We start from the raw sequence: 17,744 nt of genomic DNA on the forward strand, positions 1-17,744 counted from the left end.
GTCAGTAACCCCGCACGGGATCATAGAGGTTCGGCAAGGTTCCGCCGGCCTCGAAGGCCTCGATGGCGTCGGCCACATAACGTGCCCGCGCCCGCCGCCGCGCGACACTGGCGACATGCGGCGTGATGGTGATTTTCGGATGCGACCAGAGCGGGCTGTCCACGGGCAGGGGCTCCGGATCGAACACATCCAGCACCGCGCCCGAGACCTGCCCGGATTCGATCGCCGCAACCAGGTCCGGCATCACCACATGTGCCCCGCGCGCTGCATTCACGAAGCCGGCGCCGGGCGGCAGCTTCGCCAGCAGCCCGGCATTCACGATCCCGGCCGTTTCGACGGTGGCGGGCAGCAGGCAGACCAGCACGTTGCTGCGCGCCAGGAAGGCGTCCAACTCCGCCTCGCCCGCGAAGCTCTCGGCCTCCTCCACCTCCTTGCGGGAGCGCGACCATCCAGCCACGCGGTAGCCTAACCCGCGCAGCATCGGCACGGCGGCCGCACCGAGCGCGCCGAGCCCCATGATCCCCACGGTGAGGTCCCGCGCCGTGTCATCGCCCACCTTGTAGGTCCAGCGCTTCTCCGACTGGGCGACAGCGAAGTCCCGGCCGTTTCGCAGCAGCGTCAGGCAGGCCCAGGCAATGTATTCGCCCATGCGCTGCCCGACTTCCTCCCCGCCCATCCGCACGAGAGGCACCGCGCGCGGCCAGCTCGGATCACGCGTGATGTGGTCCACCCCCGCACCGAGCGAGAAGATCGCCCGCAGATTCGGCAGGCTGGCGAGCCAGCCCGGATCCGGCTCCCAGGTCAGCACATAGGTGGCCTCCTCCGCCCGGAGGTCCGGCGCGTCGAAGGGCTTCGCCACCAGGCCGGGCCGCATCTCGGAAAGCAACTCGCACCATTTCTGGCGCGTCTTCGCGCCATCGGCCTTTACGACAAGCATGGTTCAGCCCGTGATGATGTCGACCACGTCTTGGTTCAGCTGGGTGTAGTTGTCACCCCACCAATCGCCATTCAACGTGACCTGCAGCTTTGCATTCTCGGGATCTGTCGGGTTGAAGCGGCGAAAATCCGCGGGCACCAGCGGGGCGGCGCGCGGGTTGGTCGGGCCGTTGCCGAGGAACTTCAGCAATTCCACCTGCGGCTCCGGATTGGCCAGCATGCTCGCCAGCAGGCGCTGCGTGTTCACCCCGCCCGGCGACCCGCGTGGGATCACGAAAATACCCGCCTGTAGCAGCCCCTGGTTCCAGATGAACTTGATGCGCCCGTTCGTCTCCTGCTCCAGCACCTTCGCGCGGGTGTGCCAGATCTGGCCCATCACCGCCTCCCCCGTGCGCAGGAACTGCTCGCTCTCGGAGCCATTCGCCCAGAACACCGCGTTGCGCCGGATTTCCCGCAGCTTCGCGAGGCAGGCGCGCGTGTCCAGCGGATACAGATTGGCCGGATCCTTCCCCAGTGCCATCTGCGCCGCATCCAGCACCGCCAGAGCATCGCGCCGCAGCAGCCGCGTGCCGGGGAACTTCTGCAGGTTCCAGAAATCCGCCCAGTTCTGCGGCGGCCCATTGGGGAACTTGGCGCTGTCATAGGCAAGTACGGAGGAGAAGGAGTAGGGCGCGGCCCCGTATTCCAGCGTGAAGGCCTCGGAGATCGCGTCGCTCTTCTTCACGATGCTATAGTCGATCTTCGCGACGAGGTTCTGCTTGCCCAGCACGCGCGCCGAGGAAGCCGAGCTGTCGCAGAGATCCCAGGTGACAGAACCACTTTCGACCATACCCTTGATGCGCCCGGCCGACGGCCCGGTGCTGTTCATCGCCACCTTGAAGCCCGGATTGGCAGCCTCGAAGGGCGCACCGTAGAAGCGCCCGAAGCCTTCATTGGCGATGCCGCCCCAGTTGACGATCACCAGCTCCCGCGCACCCTGCGCGGAGGCCTTCCCTGGTGCCGCGAGTGGCAGCAATCCCAACGCGCCCAGAGCCCGCAGCGCACCTCGCCGATCGACCGTGCCGCGCTGCAGCGCCCGCCTGGCCAGATCGATGCAATCCTCATGGAAGCTCTGCGACATCGCTGTCGTCCCCCTTGTGCCGGTCGCGCCGCGGCGCAACCCTGACCGCCCGTGAGCATGAGCTCAGCAAGTTTGATACCAGCCGGGTCCCGGACGCAATGAGCCACCCTCTCTTCGCCGAAGGCTTCAGAACCAGGCCCTGGTGGTGGGAGGCCGCGGAGCCCGCCGCGCGCCCTGCCGAGCTGCCCGACCATGTCCAGGTCGCGGTCATCGGCGGCGGGTATGCGGGCCTCTCCGCCGCGCTCACCCTCGCCCGCCTCGGCCACCGGCCTGTGGTGCTGGATGCAGGGCGCATCGGCTGGGGCGCCTCCTCGCGCAACGGCGGCATGGTTTCCGGCGGGCTGAAGCTCGCCTCGGCCGAGTTGGCGAAGGCGCATGGCGCGGAACGCGCCGCCGCTATCGCGCGGGATGCCGCCGCCTCCTTCCCCTTCATTGAGGAGCTGATCGCGCGCGAGCGCATCGATTGCGACTACACCCGCTGCGGCCGCTTTGCCGCCGCCTGGACGCCCGCGCATTACCGCGCCCAGGCGCAGAGGGCGGCCTCGATCGAGCAGGCCACCGGCCTTCCCGCCTCCATGCTGCCGCGCGATCGCCAGCGCGAGGCGCTGGGCAGCGACCACTACCATGGCGGCCTGCTGGCCGCGGCCACCGGCAGCCTGCATCCCGGCAAATATGCACGCGGCCTCGCCGAAGCCGCCGCATCCGCCGGTGCCACCTTGGTGGATTCCACGCAGGTTGGAGGCATCGCGCGGAACGGCAGCGGCTTTCTGCTGCAAACTCAGCGCGGCAGGCTGCACGCCGATGCCGTCCTCGTCACCACCAACGGCTACACCCTCGGCGCCCGGGGCGGGACACCCATGCCTTGGCTCGCGCGCCGCCTGATCCCCGTCGGCTCCTACATCATCGCCACGGAAACACTGCCGACCGGGACGATCGACCGCCTCTTTCCCGGCCGTCGCATGATCAGCGACACGAAGCGCGTGCTGAACTACTTCCGCCCTTCGCCGGACGGCACGCGCATCCTCTGGGGTGGCCGCGCCTCTTTCGGCCCGACCACGCCCGAGGCGGCGGCGCCGGTGCTGCACGGCTTCATGACCGCAGTCTTTCCGGAGCTAAAGTCGCTCCGCATCACCCATGCCTGGACCGGCAACGTCGCCTTCACCTTCGATTTCCTGCCGCATCTCGGCACACAGGACGGCATCCACTATGCCGCCGGCTGCCAGGGCTCCGGCGTAGCCATGGCCAGCTTCCTCGGCCACCGCGCCGGGCTGCGCATCGCAGGAGCCGAGAACGAGACCTTCGCCCTCGCCGACCTGCCCTTCCCCACCGCCCCGACCTATCGCGGCCGCCCCTGGTTCCTGCCGCTGGTCGGCGGCTGGTACCGGCTGCGCGACCGCCTCGAGCGGATTGCCGCCTGATGCCAGCACCCGACCTGATCCTGACCAATGGCCGCGTCGCCACCATGGATGAGGGCGGCGACTGCACCGCCTTCGCCGTGCTCGGCGGCAGGTTTCTCGCCACCGGCGGCGACGCCGCCATCCGCTCCCTGGCGGGACCGGGCACGCGCCTGCTCGATGCCGGAGGGCGCCGGGTCATTCCCGGCATCGTCGACGGGCACAACCATCCTGACGCCTATGCCGTCCGCCTGCGTAGCTGGACACTCCTATCGCCCGACCGCGTCCGCACGCGCGCCGAGTTGCTGGACATCATCCGCGCCCGCTGCGCCACCCTGCCGCCGGGCCGCTGGTTCGCCGGCTACCGCCTCAACGAGCGCGCCAGCGGCGGTTATCCGAGCCTGGCGGAACTCGACGATGCCACAGGCGGCCGCCCGCTCTTCATCCTCCGCACGGATGGCCATCTCGGCCTCGCCAACACAGCGGCTTTCGCCGCCTGCGGCATCACCCAGGAGACGCCCGATCCGCCCTTCGGCCGCTTCGACCGCACCGAGGGCCGCTTCACCGGGCTGGTGCGCGAAACCGCCGCCCATGTTTTCCTCAACGCCGTCCATGGGCAGGACACGGAGGAGGACATCGCCGAGGGCATGGAGTTGGTCCAGGACCAGTGTCTCTCCCATGGCATCACCTCCATCGCGAATTCCCTCTGCCCCTCCAAGGCCATCCGCGCCTACCAGCAGATGAAGCGGGAGAACCGCTGGCGCCTCCGCCTGGGCATCATCGCCTCTGGCCGCGAGGACGGGCTGATCGAGGCGCTCATCGCCGCCGGCATCCAATCCGGCTTCGGCGATGACACCCTGCGCCTGATCGGCGTGGAATGGTGCCCGGACTGCTCCACCTCCGGCCGCACCGCCGCCTATCATGCACCCTATCGCGGCACCCCCATTCCCGGCGAACCGGTGCCGAATACCGGCATGCTCCTCTATGAGAAGGACGACCTCACCCGCCGCGCCACCGCCGCCCACAAGGCCGGGCTGCAGGTCATGATCGAAGGCGTCGGCGACCGTGGCATCGACTTCGCCCTCGACGTGATGGAGGCCGCCCTCGCCGCTCATCCGGTGGAGGACCACCGCATGCGCGTCGAGCACTGCTGCAACGTCACGCCGGAGATCCTTGCCCGCCTGAAGCGCGGAGGCTTCGTCGACAGTTCTGCCACCGGCTTCATGGACGAGCTGGGCGAGGCCTATGTCGCCAATCGCGGCCAGGAGGAGATGCGCCACATGTGGCCGCACCGCGCCCTCATCGATGCGGGCGTCCCGGCCCCGGGCCATTCCGACTTCGCCGTCTGCCGCGTGAATCCCTTCACCGCCCTCGCCGCAATGGTTACCCGTCGCACCACCACCGGCGCCGACCTCGACGCCCGCCAAGCCGTCACCCCTCGCGAGGCCCTGGCCGCCTACACCACCCTCGCCGCCTGGGCGCAGCGCGAAGAGCATGAGAAAGGCCGCATCGCCCCCGGCCTCCTTGCCGATTTCGCTATCCTCGACACCGACATCCTCGAGGGCGACCCCGCCGCCATCGCCACCACGAGGGTCCTTTCCACTCATGTGGGCGGCGTGGAGCGCTTTCGCGCCTGAACGGGCGCTATCCGTCGCCCGCGATCGCCCCCCGCACCACCTCCGCCAGCCCCCGGAACTCCGCCGCCCGCGGCGACCGGCTGCGCCAGGCCAAGCCGAGGCTGCGCGCGGCCGACTCCTGCAATGGCCGCAGCGCCAGGTTCGCCCCAGTCAGCACCCCGCCCTCCACAGCCAGCCGCGGCAGCAGCGTCACGCCCAGCCCTCCGGCCACCATCTGCACCAGCGTGTGCAGGGAGGTCGCCGAGAATCCCTCCCCTGCCCGCGCCGCAGGAAGGCGGCAGGCGGCCAGCGCATGCTCGCGCAGGCAATGCCCGTCCTCCAGCAGCAGCAGCCGCTCGGTGGCAAGCGCCGCCATGGGCACGGCGGAACGCTCCGCCAGCCGGTGCGACTCGGGCATGGCGACGAGGAACGGGTCCTCCGCCACCACCATGCTCTCGACCCCGGACAGTCCGGCCGGCAGCGCCAGAAGCAACAGGTCCAGCCGCCCCGCCTCCAACTCGTCGCCCAGCCGTCCGGTCAGGTCCTCCCGCAGCCAGAGTTGCAGCCGCGGATGCGTCTTCCGCAGCGCCGGCATGAGACGGGGCAGCAGGAAGGGCCCGATGGTCGGGATCACCCCCATGCGCAAAGGCCCGGTCAGCGGCTCCCGTGCCGCCTGCGCCGCCTCGGAAACCGCGGCAAGGGCCGAAAGCGCCTCCCGCGCCCGCGTCACCAGTTCCAGCCCCACGGGGGTGAAAGCCGGGCGCTTGGAGGGCCCGCGCTCCAGGATCGCGGCGTTCAGCTGCCGCTCCAGCGCGATCACACCGGCCGAAAGGGTGCTCTGCGTCACCGCGCAGGCCGCGGCCGCGCGGCCGAAATGCCCCTGCTCGGCCAGGGCAACGAGGTAGCGGAGTTGTTGGGGGCTGGGGAGGGCTGTCATCGATGTGGCCGATCATCCACTCGAAAACAATTCATTGGAACCCCAGCCGCCCCGTAGGATAGTGCAGTGCAGCGAGGCGCCTCGCGGCGCCCCGTCCCCCGGCCTGTGCACGGGCCGGCGCGCACCCACTCCAGGAGAACTACCAGCATGCTGACAGTCGGCGATCGCTTCCCCTCCTTCAAGCTGACCGGCGTCCAGGGCGGCGCCAAGGGCCTGGACCTGAACACCGCCTTCACCACCGTCACCGAGGCCGATGAGGCCGGGAAGTGGAAGCTCGTCTTCTTCTGGCCGAAGGACTTCACCTTCGTCTGCCCGACGGAGATCGTGGCGTTCGGCAAGCTGAACCGCGAGTTTGAGGACCGTGACACCGTCGTGTACGGCGTCTCGATCGACAGCGAGTTCGTGCACATGAACTGGCGCCTCAACCATGCCGACCTGAAGGACCTGCCCTTCGCCATGCTCGCCGACATCAAGCGCGAGCTAGCCTCCCAGTGCGGCGTCCTCGACAAGAACGAGGGTGTTGCCCTGCGCGCCACCTTCCTCGTCGATCCCGAGGGCATCATCCGCTATGTCGGCGTGAACGACCTCTCCGTCGGCCGCAACCCGCAGGAGGTGCTGCGCATCCTCGACGCGCTGCAGACCGACGAGCTCTGCCCGTGCAACTGGCAGAAGGGCGAGGACGTCCTCAAGGCCGCCTGAAGCGCGTCTAACGGGCCGCGCTCTCCTCCCCCGGAGATGCGGCCCGACTCCGGGACCGCCCTCCCCCCGGGGATGGTCCCGCCTGCCCTCCCGCGTGGCCTGACCACGCGGGAGCGGTGAGCCGGACCGGCCCCCGGGGCCTCGCGGGCCGATCCCGCCCACCGCTTTCCCCCATAATCCGGAGACGATGATGTCCCTCGACGCCCTGCGCGATCGGCTGCCCGAATATGCCCGCGACCTGCGCCTGAACCTCGGCAGCCTCTCGACCGAGCCGGTCCTGTCCGAGCAGCAGCGCGCCGGCTGTTTCGTCGTCAGCGCCCTGGCCTCCCGCAATGCCGAGGTTTCGAACGCGATCATCGCCGAGTTCGGCCCGAAGCTCTCGCCCGAGGCGCTGAACGCCGCCAAGGCCGCCGCCGCCATCATGGGCATGAACAACATCTACTACCGGTTCACGCACATGGTGCATGGCGACTACGCCAAGATGCCCGCCAAGCTCCGGATGAACGTCATGGCCAAGCCGGGCGTGGAAAAGGTGGATTTCGAGCTGTGGTCGCTGGCCGTCTCCGCGGTGAATGGCTGCGGCATGTGCATGGAGAGCCATGAGAAGGTCGTGCGCGAGCATGGCGTGACGGCGGAGCAGGTGCAGGCCGCCGTCCGCATCGCGGCGGTCGTGCATGCCGTGGCATCCGTGCTCGATGGCGAGGACGCGCTGGCCAAGGCCGCCTGACCTATCCCAGGGCGGTCATCGCCTCCCTGGACTGCGCCCGTGTGGGGCCGCCACCGTGAGGCTGGCGGCCCCATGCCGTTTCAGGGAGGGAGCGTCGGTCCCTAGCCGCCGTACCCCGCCTGGCGCGGCAGCCAGAGCACGATCTCCGGAAAGGCGATCAGCAGCGCGGTGCCGCCGGCGAGCATAAGCATGTAGGGGATGATCGAGCGGTTCACCTCGGCAAGCGGCGCCCCGGTGATCGCCTTGATGACCACCAGGTTCATCGCCACTGGCGGGCTGATCAGCGCCATCTCCAGCGACAGCGTCAGCAGCACCCCGTACCACACCTTGTCGATGCCCAGCATCGCCAGGCTCGGCAGCACGGCCGGCATGGTCAGCAGGATGATGCTGAAACTCTCCAGCACCAGCCCGAGGATGAAGAGCAGCACCATCATCGCCACCAGGAAGCCGGTGCGCGACAGGCCCATTTCGGTCACCAGCGCCGCCAGCTCCTGCGGGATGTGCATCTTTGTCAGCATGTAGCCGTAGACGGCGGCGCCCGCGATAATCATCAGCAGCATCGCGCTGGTCCGCGTCGCGTCCTGCACCCCGTCCCACAGGTCCCGCCAGGTCAGGGTGCGATAGATCGCCCCCGCTATGAGGACGGCATAAAGCGTCCCCGCTCCCGCCGCCTCGGTGGCGGTGAACACGCCCATGTAGATCCCGCCGAGCACGAAGATCGGCAGCGTCATCGACCAGCCGGCGCGGCGCATCAAGGTGCCGATCCGCTCGGGCGGCGGATCATCCGCCGGCGCCACGGCGCGGCCCTCGGTGAGATAGACATAGAGGGCGAAGACCAGCGCCATCATCAGCCCAGGCACCAGCCCGGCCAGGAACAGCGCGCCGACGCTCGTCTCGGTCACGAAGGCATAGAGCACCATCGGCGCCGAGGGCGGGATGAGGATGCCCAGCGTGCCGCCTCCCGCCACCACCCCGAAGGCGCCCTTGCGGGACATGCCATAACGCAGCATCTGCGGGATCGCGATCTTGCCGATGGTGAGCGCAGTCGCAACCGAGGAGCCGGAGATGGCCGCGAAGACCGTGCAGGCGAGCACCGTCGCGATGCCGACGCCACCGCGCACCTTCCGAAGCAGCGCGAAGGCGGCACCATACAGGTCGTCCACCACCCGCCCGCGCACCATCACATGCGCCATCATCATGAAGAGCGGGATGGCCACCAGAAGGTAGCCATTCAGATTGCCGATGACGATCTCGCCGAGTGCCGGAATGCCGCCCTCGACCCAGAGCAGCACGCCGAGCGGCAGCAGGAACAGCGCCACGAACATCGGCAGGCCGAGGTAGAGCAGGCCGATCAGCGCGGCCATCAGAATCAGAAAGGACATGCGTTCCTACTCGCCGCGCGCCAGCGTGTCGCGCGGCAGCTCCTCGTCGCCGGTCGGCAGGTATTCGGGCGTGCCGCCGGTCAGCAGCACCACGCATTGCGCCAGCGCCACCAGCAGCAGCACGGCGGACCCGATGGGCAGCAAGGCCTGGATCCACCATTCCGGCACTCCCTCGATGTCGGTCATCAGCCCGACCATCCGGGAGAACTCCACCGCCTCCCAGCCTGCCCAGAGCAGGATCGCCGCCACCACCGCGACCGAGGCGGCGCCGACGACATGCGCCGCCCGCGTCAGCCGCGGCCCCAGCCGGCTCACCGCGATATCCACCCCGATATGCTCGAAGCGTCGCTGTGCCTCCGGCGCGGCGAGCAGCACCAGCGCCACCACCAGCCAGCCGGCCACCTTGTCGATCCAGGGCTGCGGCGTATGGAACAGGTAGCGCGCCACCACCGACGCCCCGATCAGCAGAAGGCAGACCACGGTCGAGACCGAGGCGAGCCCGCAGGCGATCCGCGAAAGAAGGGCGACGGCGCGCTGCATCGTCAAACCGCCCGCAACAGGTCCAGAAGCCGCGGCCCGTTCTCCGGCGTCAGCTTCAGGAAGGCGTCCATCACCGGCTTCTGCATGGCATCCCGCCACTGCGCCACCTGCTCCGGCGTCTGCTCATGCACAGTCATGCCCTTGGCCCGCAGCTCGCCCACGGCGGCATCGGCGGTGCGGACGGTCGCCTCCACCGCATCCGTTTCGGCCTTGGCCAGCGCCGCCTCGATCGCCTGCCGCGCCTCGGGCCGCAGCCCGTCCCACCAGCGCGGGTTCACATAGACCTGGGTGGAGACGCTGAAGAAGGGCGAGACGGTGCCGAACTTCTGCACCTCGTAGAAGCGGCGCGACACGGCGGCGGACACGTCGGTCAGCCCCGCATCCAGCACGCCGGACTGCAGCGCCCCTACCACCTCCGGCGCCGGCGTCGCGGCCGGGGCGGCGCCCACCGCGGTCAGCGCCTGGTCGATCAGGCTGTTGATGCCGCGGATCTTCACGCCGCGGAAATCCTCCGGCGCCAGCAGCGGCTTGCGCTGGGAGGTGAAGATCGCCCGGTTGGTCGTGAACAGCCAGGCGACCGAGCGCACCGCACGGCGCGAGGTCAGCTGGTCCAGGAACTTCCGCGCCTCGGAGGCGGGGAAGCGCCGGTTCTTCTCCAGATCGGCGAAGAAATAGGGGATGGTCTGGGCGGACATCTCGGGGATGGTGTTGCCCCAGGTGAAGTTCGTCGCCACCGCCGCCTCGAAGGCGCCGCGCGCCACGCCGGGGAAGTTCTCCGCCACCCGGGCCAGCTGCTCCGCGGGGAAGACCTGCACGTCCACCGCTCCGTTGGACCGCGTCTTCACATCCTGCGCGAAGCCGTTCAGCACCTGCGCGATGTGGTGGGATGGCGGATACTGGTGCGACAGCCGCATCACCGTGGCGCCCTGCGCCCGGGCGGCGCGCATCGCTGGCAGCGGCAGAGCGGCCGCGAGCGGCGCAGCCAGGACATGGCGTCGGCTGATAGGCAGGTTCATCGGGCGTCCCTCCGGAGATGTTGCCCGCGGGTTTGCGGCGACGCCCCGCGACGGTCAAGCGCGGTTCAGCGGCCCGCGCCATCTCCTTCGGGCTGCGTCAGCAGCCCCCGCAGCGCCCCCGGCGCCAGAATGGAGAGCGGGTTCAGCTGGAAGTCCGGATCGTCCAGCTTCCCTGTGGCCCGGAAACTGGCAGCGAACAGCCCGCCGCCATGTTCGGAGGTGAACAGCCGGCCGATCCCGGGGATGCGTCCCAGCGCGCTGTTCACCGCATAGGACGGCACCACCGTCCCACGCATGTCGATCCGCTCCGCCTGCCGCAGGATCCGCCCCTCGGCCGTGATGCCAAGCGAGGCCGAGACAGCCCGGGCCTGGCTCAGCGACAGCACCTGCGGGGTCAGTGTGAAAGGCGCATTCAGAAGGGTGAAGCGCAGCCCAGGCCCCCGTGCGGCCTCGGGAATGCCATAGATCGAAAGCGCCTGCAGGAACTTTCCGATCGCCGCCGCCGGCCGCACCCCGAAGTCCCGAAGCTGCGCGATGCCAGTCAGAGGAGAGTCCGGCGCATTGCCGGACCATTCCCCGGACATGTGGAGCGCCCCGCCATCCACCGCATCGAACAGGCCGAGGTCGCGCATCAGCGTGCCGAAGGCATCCGCCTTGGCCTCCATCGCCCGCCCGGCGCCGCGCGGCACCACCACGGCCTCGAAGCCGCCGCCGCCCATGCCGCGGCCCGAAGCGCGCAGCTCCCGCAGCACGCCCGCCGCATCGACGAACAGCGCGGCCTGCACCGGCGCCAGCGCCCGCCCCTCCGCCAGCAGCACCCGGTCGAAGGCGGCATCCAGACGCAGCGGGGTGGAGCCGCCGGACCGCTCGCCATCGCGGCCCTTGCCAAAATCCTGCAGCAGCCCGCGCGCATCCAGCACGGTCCCGCGCGCCCGCACCTGCCAGGGCGCGCCGGGCGACTGAGGCGAAACCACGCTGCCGTTGAAGCGGCTGGTCCCGATCCGCGCCTCCAGCACCTCTGCCCCCGCGAGGTTGTTGCCGCGCCCAAAGGAAATACCGCCCTGCACCTGCAGGTTCGGCCCCTGGACGCGCAGCCCCTCCACGGCCGTCAACTCCTCGCCCCGCAGCCGCACCACCGCCTCGGCCGAGGCGGCAGCGCCGGCCGGCTTGGTGTAGCCGAAGGGCGCCAGGGTGATCCGCGCCTCCCGCAGGTCCGTCTTCACCGCCACCCGTGACTCCCGCGAGCGCCGCCGCTCCGCCTGCACCGAATAGCCCAGCGCCCCGCTGAGATAGGGCGCCACATTCGCTCCGAATCGCCGCAGGTCTGCCGCCTCGGCACGACCTTCCAGCCGGACCCGCTCCGTCACCTGGCTCGGCGGGCCACTCTGGAAATCCAGCTCCACCTGCAGCTGCGCCGGGATCGGGCCAAGCCGTGCCGTTCCCCCGATCCGCATTCCCGCCGTAGTCAGCGAGACATCGAGCTGCGCCCGCTCCACCGCCTGGCCGGCCGCCACATTGGCGATCCGCCCATTGGCGACCTTCCCCTCCGCCGAGACCCGCAGCTCCTCGATCGGGAGGTCGTTCAGCAGCGGCAGGCCGATGGAAAGCCTCGCATCCACGCTGCCCCCAGCCTGGCCCAGCTCCAGCGGCCGCTTGTCGAACAGGTGCAGCCGCGGATGCCGCACGATGGCCAGCACGTCGTTGAGCGGCCCGGTCACGCGGGCATCAATCTCCGCCTTCTCCACCCCCGGCCCGGCAAGGTCGTAGAGCCGCACCCGCGCCTCCGGCACCGTCAGCGCCCCGCCCGACTGCCGTCTTGCAGTGGCCTGGATCACGATGTCCTGCCTGGAAAAGGTGACCAGCCCGTCCGCCCCCTCCAGCGGCGGGATGGGCCGCAGCCAATGCACCATCACCCCCTCGGCCCGGACGCTGCCGCCCGCATCCGTCACCCGCCCGGTGGATAAATCCGCCGACGCCTCCCCTTCCACGAACCAGCGCCCATCGCGCGCGACGCCGGCGGTCAGGTTCTGCATCACCCATTCCCTCCCACCCCGGGCGACATTGGGAGGCCAGTAGAGGCCGAAATCCGCCACGGCTATCGCGTCGATTCCAAGCTCCAGCCGACCGCGCCACATGTCCTCCTGCCGGTCGGCCCGGGCCGATGCCGTGACCCTCGGCCCCGGCTCGCCCGGGCGGCCCGGCGCCAGGTTCAACTCGAAGCGCTCCACCTCGATCCGCCGCCCATCCCCGGTCACAACGATATTCGCCGCCTCGAACGGCGTGCGCCGGTCCGCGGCCGCGATCTGCCCGGAGGAGGAGCGCAGCTCCGCCCGCCCGCCGAAGTCCCCGTTCCCGAAGTCGTAATGAGCGCTGAACCGCGCCCCGAGCCGGGCGTCGAGCGCCGCGAGGGGCCGCAGCAAGGGCAGTGCCGTGGCAAGGGCCGGCGGGCTGACGTCATCGATCTCGACTGACATCTCCGCCACCGGCGGCTCTCCGGCCGCACGGCCGGCGATCCGCACCGGGATCGCCTGACCCGCCAGATGCAGGTTGCCCGAGCCCGCCGTCACCAGCGGGCCATCCTCCGCCCGGTTGATGGAAAGCGCGACGCGATGCATCGCCCAGGCGAGTTGCAGCGGCTCGTCCCGCACCTGCACCATCCCGCCTTCGATCCGCGCCTCGCGCAGCGCGGCCAGGGGCGAATCGGGATGGGGTGGCCCAAGCAACCGCGCCAGCGTCTCCTTCTCCGCCTCGGGGCCGGCGTCGCCCAGCGCCGGTTCCGTGGCGCCATCCGCGCTGGGCGCGACCCCGGGCCCGGGCGAGATGCCGAGATCGATCGAGAGCTCTCCCTGCTGGTCCCGCCGCAGCAGCGCCACCGGATCGCGCAGAAGCACATGCACCGGCGCCACCACCCCGCGCAGCAACGACGGCAAGGCCAGCGACACCTCTACCGAGGTGAGCGAGGCGCGGGTCGCCCCCGCCCCATCCACCGCGCGCAAACCGTCCAGCCGTAGGAAAAGCGGCTCTGGCCTGCCGTCCTTCCACCCGTCCCAGGCCACCCAGGCCTGGCCGAACGCGATGCGCAGCCCGGGCGTCATGCCAGTCAGCCGCTTCGCCACCTCCTCGTTCACGACCCGGATGGAAGGGATGGGCATCGGCCCCTGCGCGAGACGCCAACCGAGCGCCGCCAGCCCGACGCCGACCGTGATCAGGAGCAGCATCGTTACCCGCAGGAGGAACGAAACCCCCTTCGCCGCGAGCCGACCCACTTGACCGGGAAGCCGCGTCACGCCTTGCCTTCCCCCGCATGTCCGAAACCCAGCCCGACCGCCGCCGCCCACCCGCCCCGTTCGACACGGGCGCGGCCGGACGGCTGACCGAGGATTTCGCCGCCCGCGGCGCCGCTGAGGCCGCCTATGCCGCCTCGCCGGCCGGCGGCGCCCTGCTCGCCGCGCTGGGTGGCCATTCGCCGTTCCTGGCGGATCTCGCCCTGCGCGAGGCGACCACCCTGCTCCGCCTGGGCGAACGCGGCGCCGACGCCGCCTTCGCCCAGGCGCTGGACCCGCTTGGCCGTGCCGATCCCGGCGCCAGCTTCTCTCAACTCGGCGCCGCGCTGCGCCAGGCCCGGCGCCAGGCCGCCCTCATCGTCGCGGCCGCCGACCTGACCGGCGAATGGGGCCTGGACCAGGTGACCGGCGCCCTCTCGACCCTGGCCGAAACCTGCATCGACCTCGGCTGCGCGCATCTCCTGCGGGAGGCGGCGGCGCGCGGGGAGATCAACCTGCCCAATGCCGCGAAGCGCGACCCGAAGGCCGCGAGCAAGGGCTCCGGCCTGGTCGTCCTCGGCATGGGCAAGCTCGGCGGGCGCGAGCTGAACTATTCCTCCGATGTGGATCTGATGGTCCTCTTCGATCCGGCCGCCGCGACCCATCCCGACCGCGCGCAATCCACCTTCGTGCGCCTCGCGCGCGATCTCGTCCGGCTTCTGGAGGAACGCACGGCAGAGGGCTACGTCTTCCGGACCGATCTTCGCCTCCGCCCCGACCCGGCCGCGACTCCGCTGGCCGTCTCCATTCCCGCCGCCATCGCCTATTATGAGGGCTTCGGCCAGAACTGGGAGCGTGCGGCCATGCTCAAGGCGCGCCCGCTGGCCGGAGACCGGGGACTGGGCGAGCATCTGCTCGCTGAGATCCGCCCCTTCGTTTGGCGGCGGCATCTGGATTTCGCGATGATCGCGGACATCCATTCCATCAAGCGCCAGATCCACGTCGTGCACGGCACCCGTCGCGGCGCCGGTGCCGAGATCGCGGTGGCCGGGCATGACGTGAAGCTGGGCCGGGGAGGAATTCGCGAAATCGAGTTCACCGCCCAGGTCGCGCAGCTGATCTGGGGCGGCCGCGACCCGGCGCTGCGCGACCCGACCACGCTTGGCGCCCTTGCCGCCCTCGCCTCCGCAGGCCGGATGGACCGGCGCGCGGCCGCCGACCTTGCCGATGCCTATGTCTTTCTTCGCGACGTCGAGCACCGCCTCCAGATGATCGCCGACCGCCAGACTCACCGGCTCCCCGAAGACCCGGACGGCCTCGCCCGCATCGCCTCCTTCATGGGCTTCCCCGACAGCGAATCCTTCTCCACGGCGCTCACAGCCCATCTCCGCCGGGTGGCCAGCCAGTATTCGCGCCAGTTCGAGGCCGCTCCCTCCCTCTCTCTGCCCGGCGGGGAGGGGTTCGAAGGCGGCAATCTCGTCTTCACCGGGCCCGAGAACGATCCCGCCACGCTCGAGACCCTCGCCAGCATGGGCTTCGCCAATGCCGCTGGTGTCTCGGCCATGGTGCGGGCCTGGCATCACGGCCACCGCCGCGCCACCCGCAGCGAGCGGGCGCGGGAGCTGCTCACCACGCTGATGCCCACCCTGCTCACCGCCTTCGCCCGCCAGCGCGAGCCCGATGCCGCCCTGGCGCGCTTCGACCGCCTGCTCGACAGCATGCAGGCAGGGGTGCAGGTGCTCAGCCTGTTCCAGCGCAACCCGGCCCTGCTGGACCGGGTGGCGGGGGTTCTCGGCGCCGCCCCCGCCCTGGCGGACCACCTGGCGCGCGACCCGGCGGCGCTGGAAGGGCTGCTGTCCGGCGGCACCGGCCAGGCCGCCGCGGCCCTCCCCGCCCTGATCGGCGCTGCCCGCCATTACGAGGAGGCGCTGGAATCCGCCCGCCGCCTGATCACCGAGGGCAAGTTCGAGGTGGATGTGGCCGCGCTGGAAGGCGCGCTGGACGTGGATGCCGCCGGTATCGCCCGCAGCGAGCTGGCCGATGCCGCCATCACCTGCCTGCTTCCCCAGGTCGCGAAGGACTTCGCCACCCGCCACGGCAAGGTGGCCGGGGGCGCCATGGCGGTGGTGGCGATGGGCAAGCTCGGCGGACGAGAGATGCTGCCCGGCTCCGACCTCGACCTCGTCCTCATCTACGATCATGCGGAAGACGCCAGCGAGAGCGACGGACCGAAGCCTCTGGCCGTCTCCACCTATTTCGCCCGGCTGGCCGCACAGTTCGTAGCGGCGCTGACGGCGCGGGGGGCCGAGGGAAAGCCCTATGAGGTTGACATGCGCCTCCGCCCCTCAGGCAACAAAGGACCGGTCGCCGCCAGCATCGCCGCCTTCGAACGCTATTACGGCCCCAGCACGGGCGAGGGCGGCCAGGCCTGGACCTGGGAGCGCATGGCGCTCACTCGCGCCCGCGCCGTTGCCGGCCCGGCGGCGCTGCGCCGACGCATCATGGAATGCTGCCACCGGGCCCTGGCGCTCCATGCCGGCCCCGAGGCCATCACCGACGCCCTGGCGATGCGCGTCCGGATGCTGCGGGACCTTCCCCCCGACGGGCCCTGGGACGTGAAGGCCATTCCCGGCGGGCTGGTGGAGGTGGAATTCATCGCCCAAGCCCTGCAATGCGCCCATGCCGCCAGCCATCCGCGGATCGTCGCCCCGACCACCCGCGACGCCCTCGCCAACCTCGCCCGCGCCGGGCTGCTGGGGAAGGCGGAGGCCGATTCGCTGATCCGGGCGGAGCGCTTCTGGCGGAGCCTGCAATCCCTGCTCCGCCTCACCGTCGGCCGCGTCACGACCGAGGCGCTGCCCCCCGCCTCTGCCCATGCGCTGCTGCGCGGCCTCGCCCCCGCCTGCGAGGAGCCGCCCGTTGACCTTCCTGCCCTCCGCGGGCAGATGCGCGGCATCGCGGCCGGGGTGCGCGAATCCTTCGAGCGCCATCTTGGTCCGCTGCCGCAGAAGGGGGCCGCATGATCGCTGTCGGGGACAGGGCGCCGGAATTCGACCTTCCGGGCGCCGGCGGCAAGCGCATCAGCGCAGCCCTGCTGCGGGGAAAGCGCTACGCCCTCTATTTCTACCCCAAGGCCGATACCTCAGGCTGCACCGTCCAGGCCCAGGGCGTGCAGGAGAACCTGTCCGCGCTGCAGAAGGCCGGTATTACCGTGATCGGCGTCTCGCCCGACCCGGTAAAGAAGTTGGACGCCTTTGCCGCGAAGTTCGGCCTGACCTTCCCGCTCGCCTCGGATGCCGACCAGTCCCTCGCCCGCGCCTATGACGCGTGGGTCGAGAAGTCGATGTATGGGCGCAAGTACATGGGCATGGAGCGCAGCACCTTCCTCGTCGGTGCCGATGGCAGCGTCGAGGCGATCTGGCGCAAGGTGAAGCCGGCCGAGCATGCCGCCCTGCTCCTGAAAGCGGCCTGAAATAACGAAGAAAGAAGGATCCCGGGGCGGGTCCTTTTTTCATCAATGCGGTGGATAAGCGCGCCGCCGCCCATTCCGGGCTGCGATTCGACAGAGAACCAACAATGCTCCGTTCCCGCGTCCGCCTGCCGCTGATGCTCCTCGCAGCGACCCTTCTCTCCGGCACTGCACTCGCCCAGAGCAACAACCCCGATTTCCGGCTCAACAACCACACCGGGGTGACCATCAGCGAGGTCTATGTCTCCTCCTCGGCGGTGAACAACTGGGGCCGCGACCGGCTCGGCGACAACACCCTGCCCTCCGGCCGCGGCCTGAACGTCGTCCTGCCGGCCGGTCAGTGCCGCAACGACATCCGCGTGGTCTTCGAGGACGGCTCGGACAAGGAGCGGCGGAACGTCAACACCTGCGGAATCATGGAGTTCAACTTCACCCGCTGAGCGGCTGAGGCGCCTGGGCGTGGCGCGCGGCACCCGCCGCGCACCACTCTCCGCCATGGACCCCCCGGCCGTGCCCGGCTAGGGCCTGTCCTCAGATGAGCCAGACATAGGCTGCGGCGAGGTGGATCGCGCCGAGGAAGTTACGTGCGGTCTTGTCGTAGCGGGTGGCAATGGCACGGAACTGCTTGAGCTTGGCGAAGAAGTT

At 70.3% G+C, this 17,744-nt stretch carries 15 protein-coding genes; 7 read left to right on the plus strand and 8 right to left on the minus strand.

Going from position 1 to position 17,744, the window contains the following annotated elements; translation table 11 throughout:
- Position 1: 1 nt before the first annotated feature.
- Together GSE44_RS09115 and GSE44_RS09120 are read right to left on the minus strand one after the other, a co-directional pair.
- Positions 2-937 carry a 2-hydroxyacid dehydrogenase gene (locus GSE44_RS09115; protein WP_159348481.1) on the minus strand — a complete coding sequence of 312 codons (936 nt, stop codon included), beginning with the start codon at positions 935-937 and terminating at the stop codon, positions 2-4.
- Positions 938-940: 3 nt separating this feature from the next.
- Positions 941-2,056, minus strand: coding sequence for an extracellular solute-binding protein (locus tag GSE44_RS09120; RefSeq protein WP_159348482.1), 1,116 nt, complete (start codon positions 2,054-2,056; stop codon positions 941-943).
- Positions 2,057-2,154: 98 nt separating this feature from the next.
- On the opposite strand from GSE44_RS09120, the gene GSE44_RS09125 reads away from it, so the two are divergent.
- Both GSE44_RS09125 and GSE44_RS09130 read left to right on the plus strand, forming a co-directional pair.
- A complete protein-coding gene (locus GSE44_RS09125) occupies positions 2,155-3,474 on the plus strand; it encodes an NAD(P)/FAD-dependent oxidoreductase (protein WP_159348483.1) in 1,320 nt (439 codons plus the stop codon).
- Positions 3,474-5,087, plus strand: a complete 1,614-nt coding sequence (locus GSE44_RS09130; RefSeq protein WP_159348484.1) for an amidohydrolase — start codon at positions 3,474-3,476, stop codon at positions 5,085-5,087. The genes GSE44_RS09125 and GSE44_RS09130 overlap by 1 nt, the downstream gene beginning before the upstream one ends.
- 7 nt (positions 5,088-5,094) lie before the next feature.
- On the opposite strand, the gene GSE44_RS09135 is transcribed toward GSE44_RS09130, so the two are convergent.
- Positions 5,095-6,003 (minus strand): hydrogen peroxide-inducible genes activator, encoded by a 909-nt coding sequence (locus tag GSE44_RS09135; protein WP_159348485.1) that lies wholly within the window; start codon positions 6,001-6,003, stop codon positions 5,095-5,097.
- A 147-nt stretch (positions 6,004-6,150) separates the two neighbouring features.
- Here GSE44_RS09135 and GSE44_RS09140 point away from each other — a divergent pair, with 147 nt between their 5' ends.
- Positions 6,151-6,702, plus strand: a complete 552-nt coding sequence (locus GSE44_RS09140; protein ID WP_159348486.1) for a peroxiredoxin — start codon at positions 6,151-6,153, stop codon at positions 6,700-6,702.
- Between the two features lie 190 nt (positions 6,703-6,892).
- Entirely contained in the window at positions 6,893-7,429 is a 537-nt protein-coding gene (locus GSE44_RS09145) for a carboxymuconolactone decarboxylase family protein (RefSeq protein WP_159348487.1), read from the plus strand.
- Positions 7,430-7,530: 101 nt separating this feature from the next.
- On the opposite strand, the gene GSE44_RS09150 is transcribed toward GSE44_RS09145, so the two are convergent.
- The 4 genes from GSE44_RS09150 to GSE44_RS09165 form a co-directional block, all read right to left on the minus strand.
- On the minus strand, positions 7,531-8,811 hold the full coding sequence (locus tag GSE44_RS09150; protein WP_159348488.1) for a TRAP transporter large permease: 1,281 nt from the start codon (positions 8,809-8,811) through the stop codon (positions 7,531-7,533).
- A gap of 6 nt (positions 8,812-8,817) precedes the next feature.
- The gene (locus GSE44_RS09155) at positions 8,818-9,351 is read right to left on the minus strand and encodes a TRAP transporter small permease (RefSeq protein ID WP_159348489.1); all 534 of its coding nucleotides are present in this window, start codon (positions 9,349-9,351) and stop codon (positions 8,818-8,820) included.
- Between the two features lie 2 nt (positions 9,352-9,353).
- Positions 9,354-10,367: a TRAP transporter substrate-binding protein DctP gene (gene dctP / locus GSE44_RS09160; RefSeq protein ID WP_235924661.1), complete on the minus strand. Its 1,014-nt coding sequence runs from the start codon at positions 10,365-10,367 to the stop codon at positions 9,354-9,356.
- Between the two features lie 65 nt (positions 10,368-10,432).
- On the minus strand, positions 10,433-13,585 hold the full coding sequence (locus tag GSE44_RS09165; protein WP_159348490.1) for a YhdP family protein: 3,153 nt from the start codon (positions 13,583-13,585) through the stop codon (positions 10,433-10,435).
- Between the two features lie 86 nt (positions 13,586-13,671).
- Between GSE44_RS09165 and GSE44_RS09170 the strand changes: the two genes are divergently transcribed.
- From GSE44_RS09170 to GSE44_RS09180, 3 genes are all read left to right on the plus strand, one after another.
- Positions 13,672-16,653, plus strand: coding sequence for a bifunctional [glutamine synthetase] adenylyltransferase/[glutamine synthetase]-adenylyl-L-tyrosine phosphorylase (locus GSE44_RS09170; RefSeq protein WP_159348491.1), 2,982 nt, complete (start codon positions 13,672-13,674; stop codon positions 16,651-16,653).
- A complete protein-coding gene (gene bcp, locus GSE44_RS09175) occupies positions 16,650-17,102 on the plus strand; it encodes a thioredoxin-dependent thiol peroxidase (protein WP_159348492.1) in 453 nt (150 codons plus the stop codon). Before GSE44_RS09170 ends, bcp begins: the two co-directional genes overlap by 4 nt.
- A 104-nt stretch (positions 17,103-17,206) precedes the next feature.
- A complete protein-coding gene (locus GSE44_RS09180; protein ID WP_159348493.1) occupies positions 17,207-17,539 on the plus strand; it encodes a hypothetical protein in 333 nt (110 codons plus the stop codon).
- A gap of 91 nt (positions 17,540-17,630) precedes the next feature.
- On the opposite strand, the gene GSE44_RS09185 is transcribed toward GSE44_RS09180, so the two are convergent.
- Positions 17,631-17,744 (minus strand): transposase (locus GSE44_RS09185; protein ID WP_159348494.1); only part of this gene is annotated, 114 nt, incomplete at its 5' end.

The sequence above is a fragment of the Muricoccus harenae genome, from assembly GCF_009848505.1.
Lineage (GTDB): Bacteria > Pseudomonadota > Alphaproteobacteria > Acetobacterales > Acetobacteraceae > Roseomonas > Roseomonas harenae.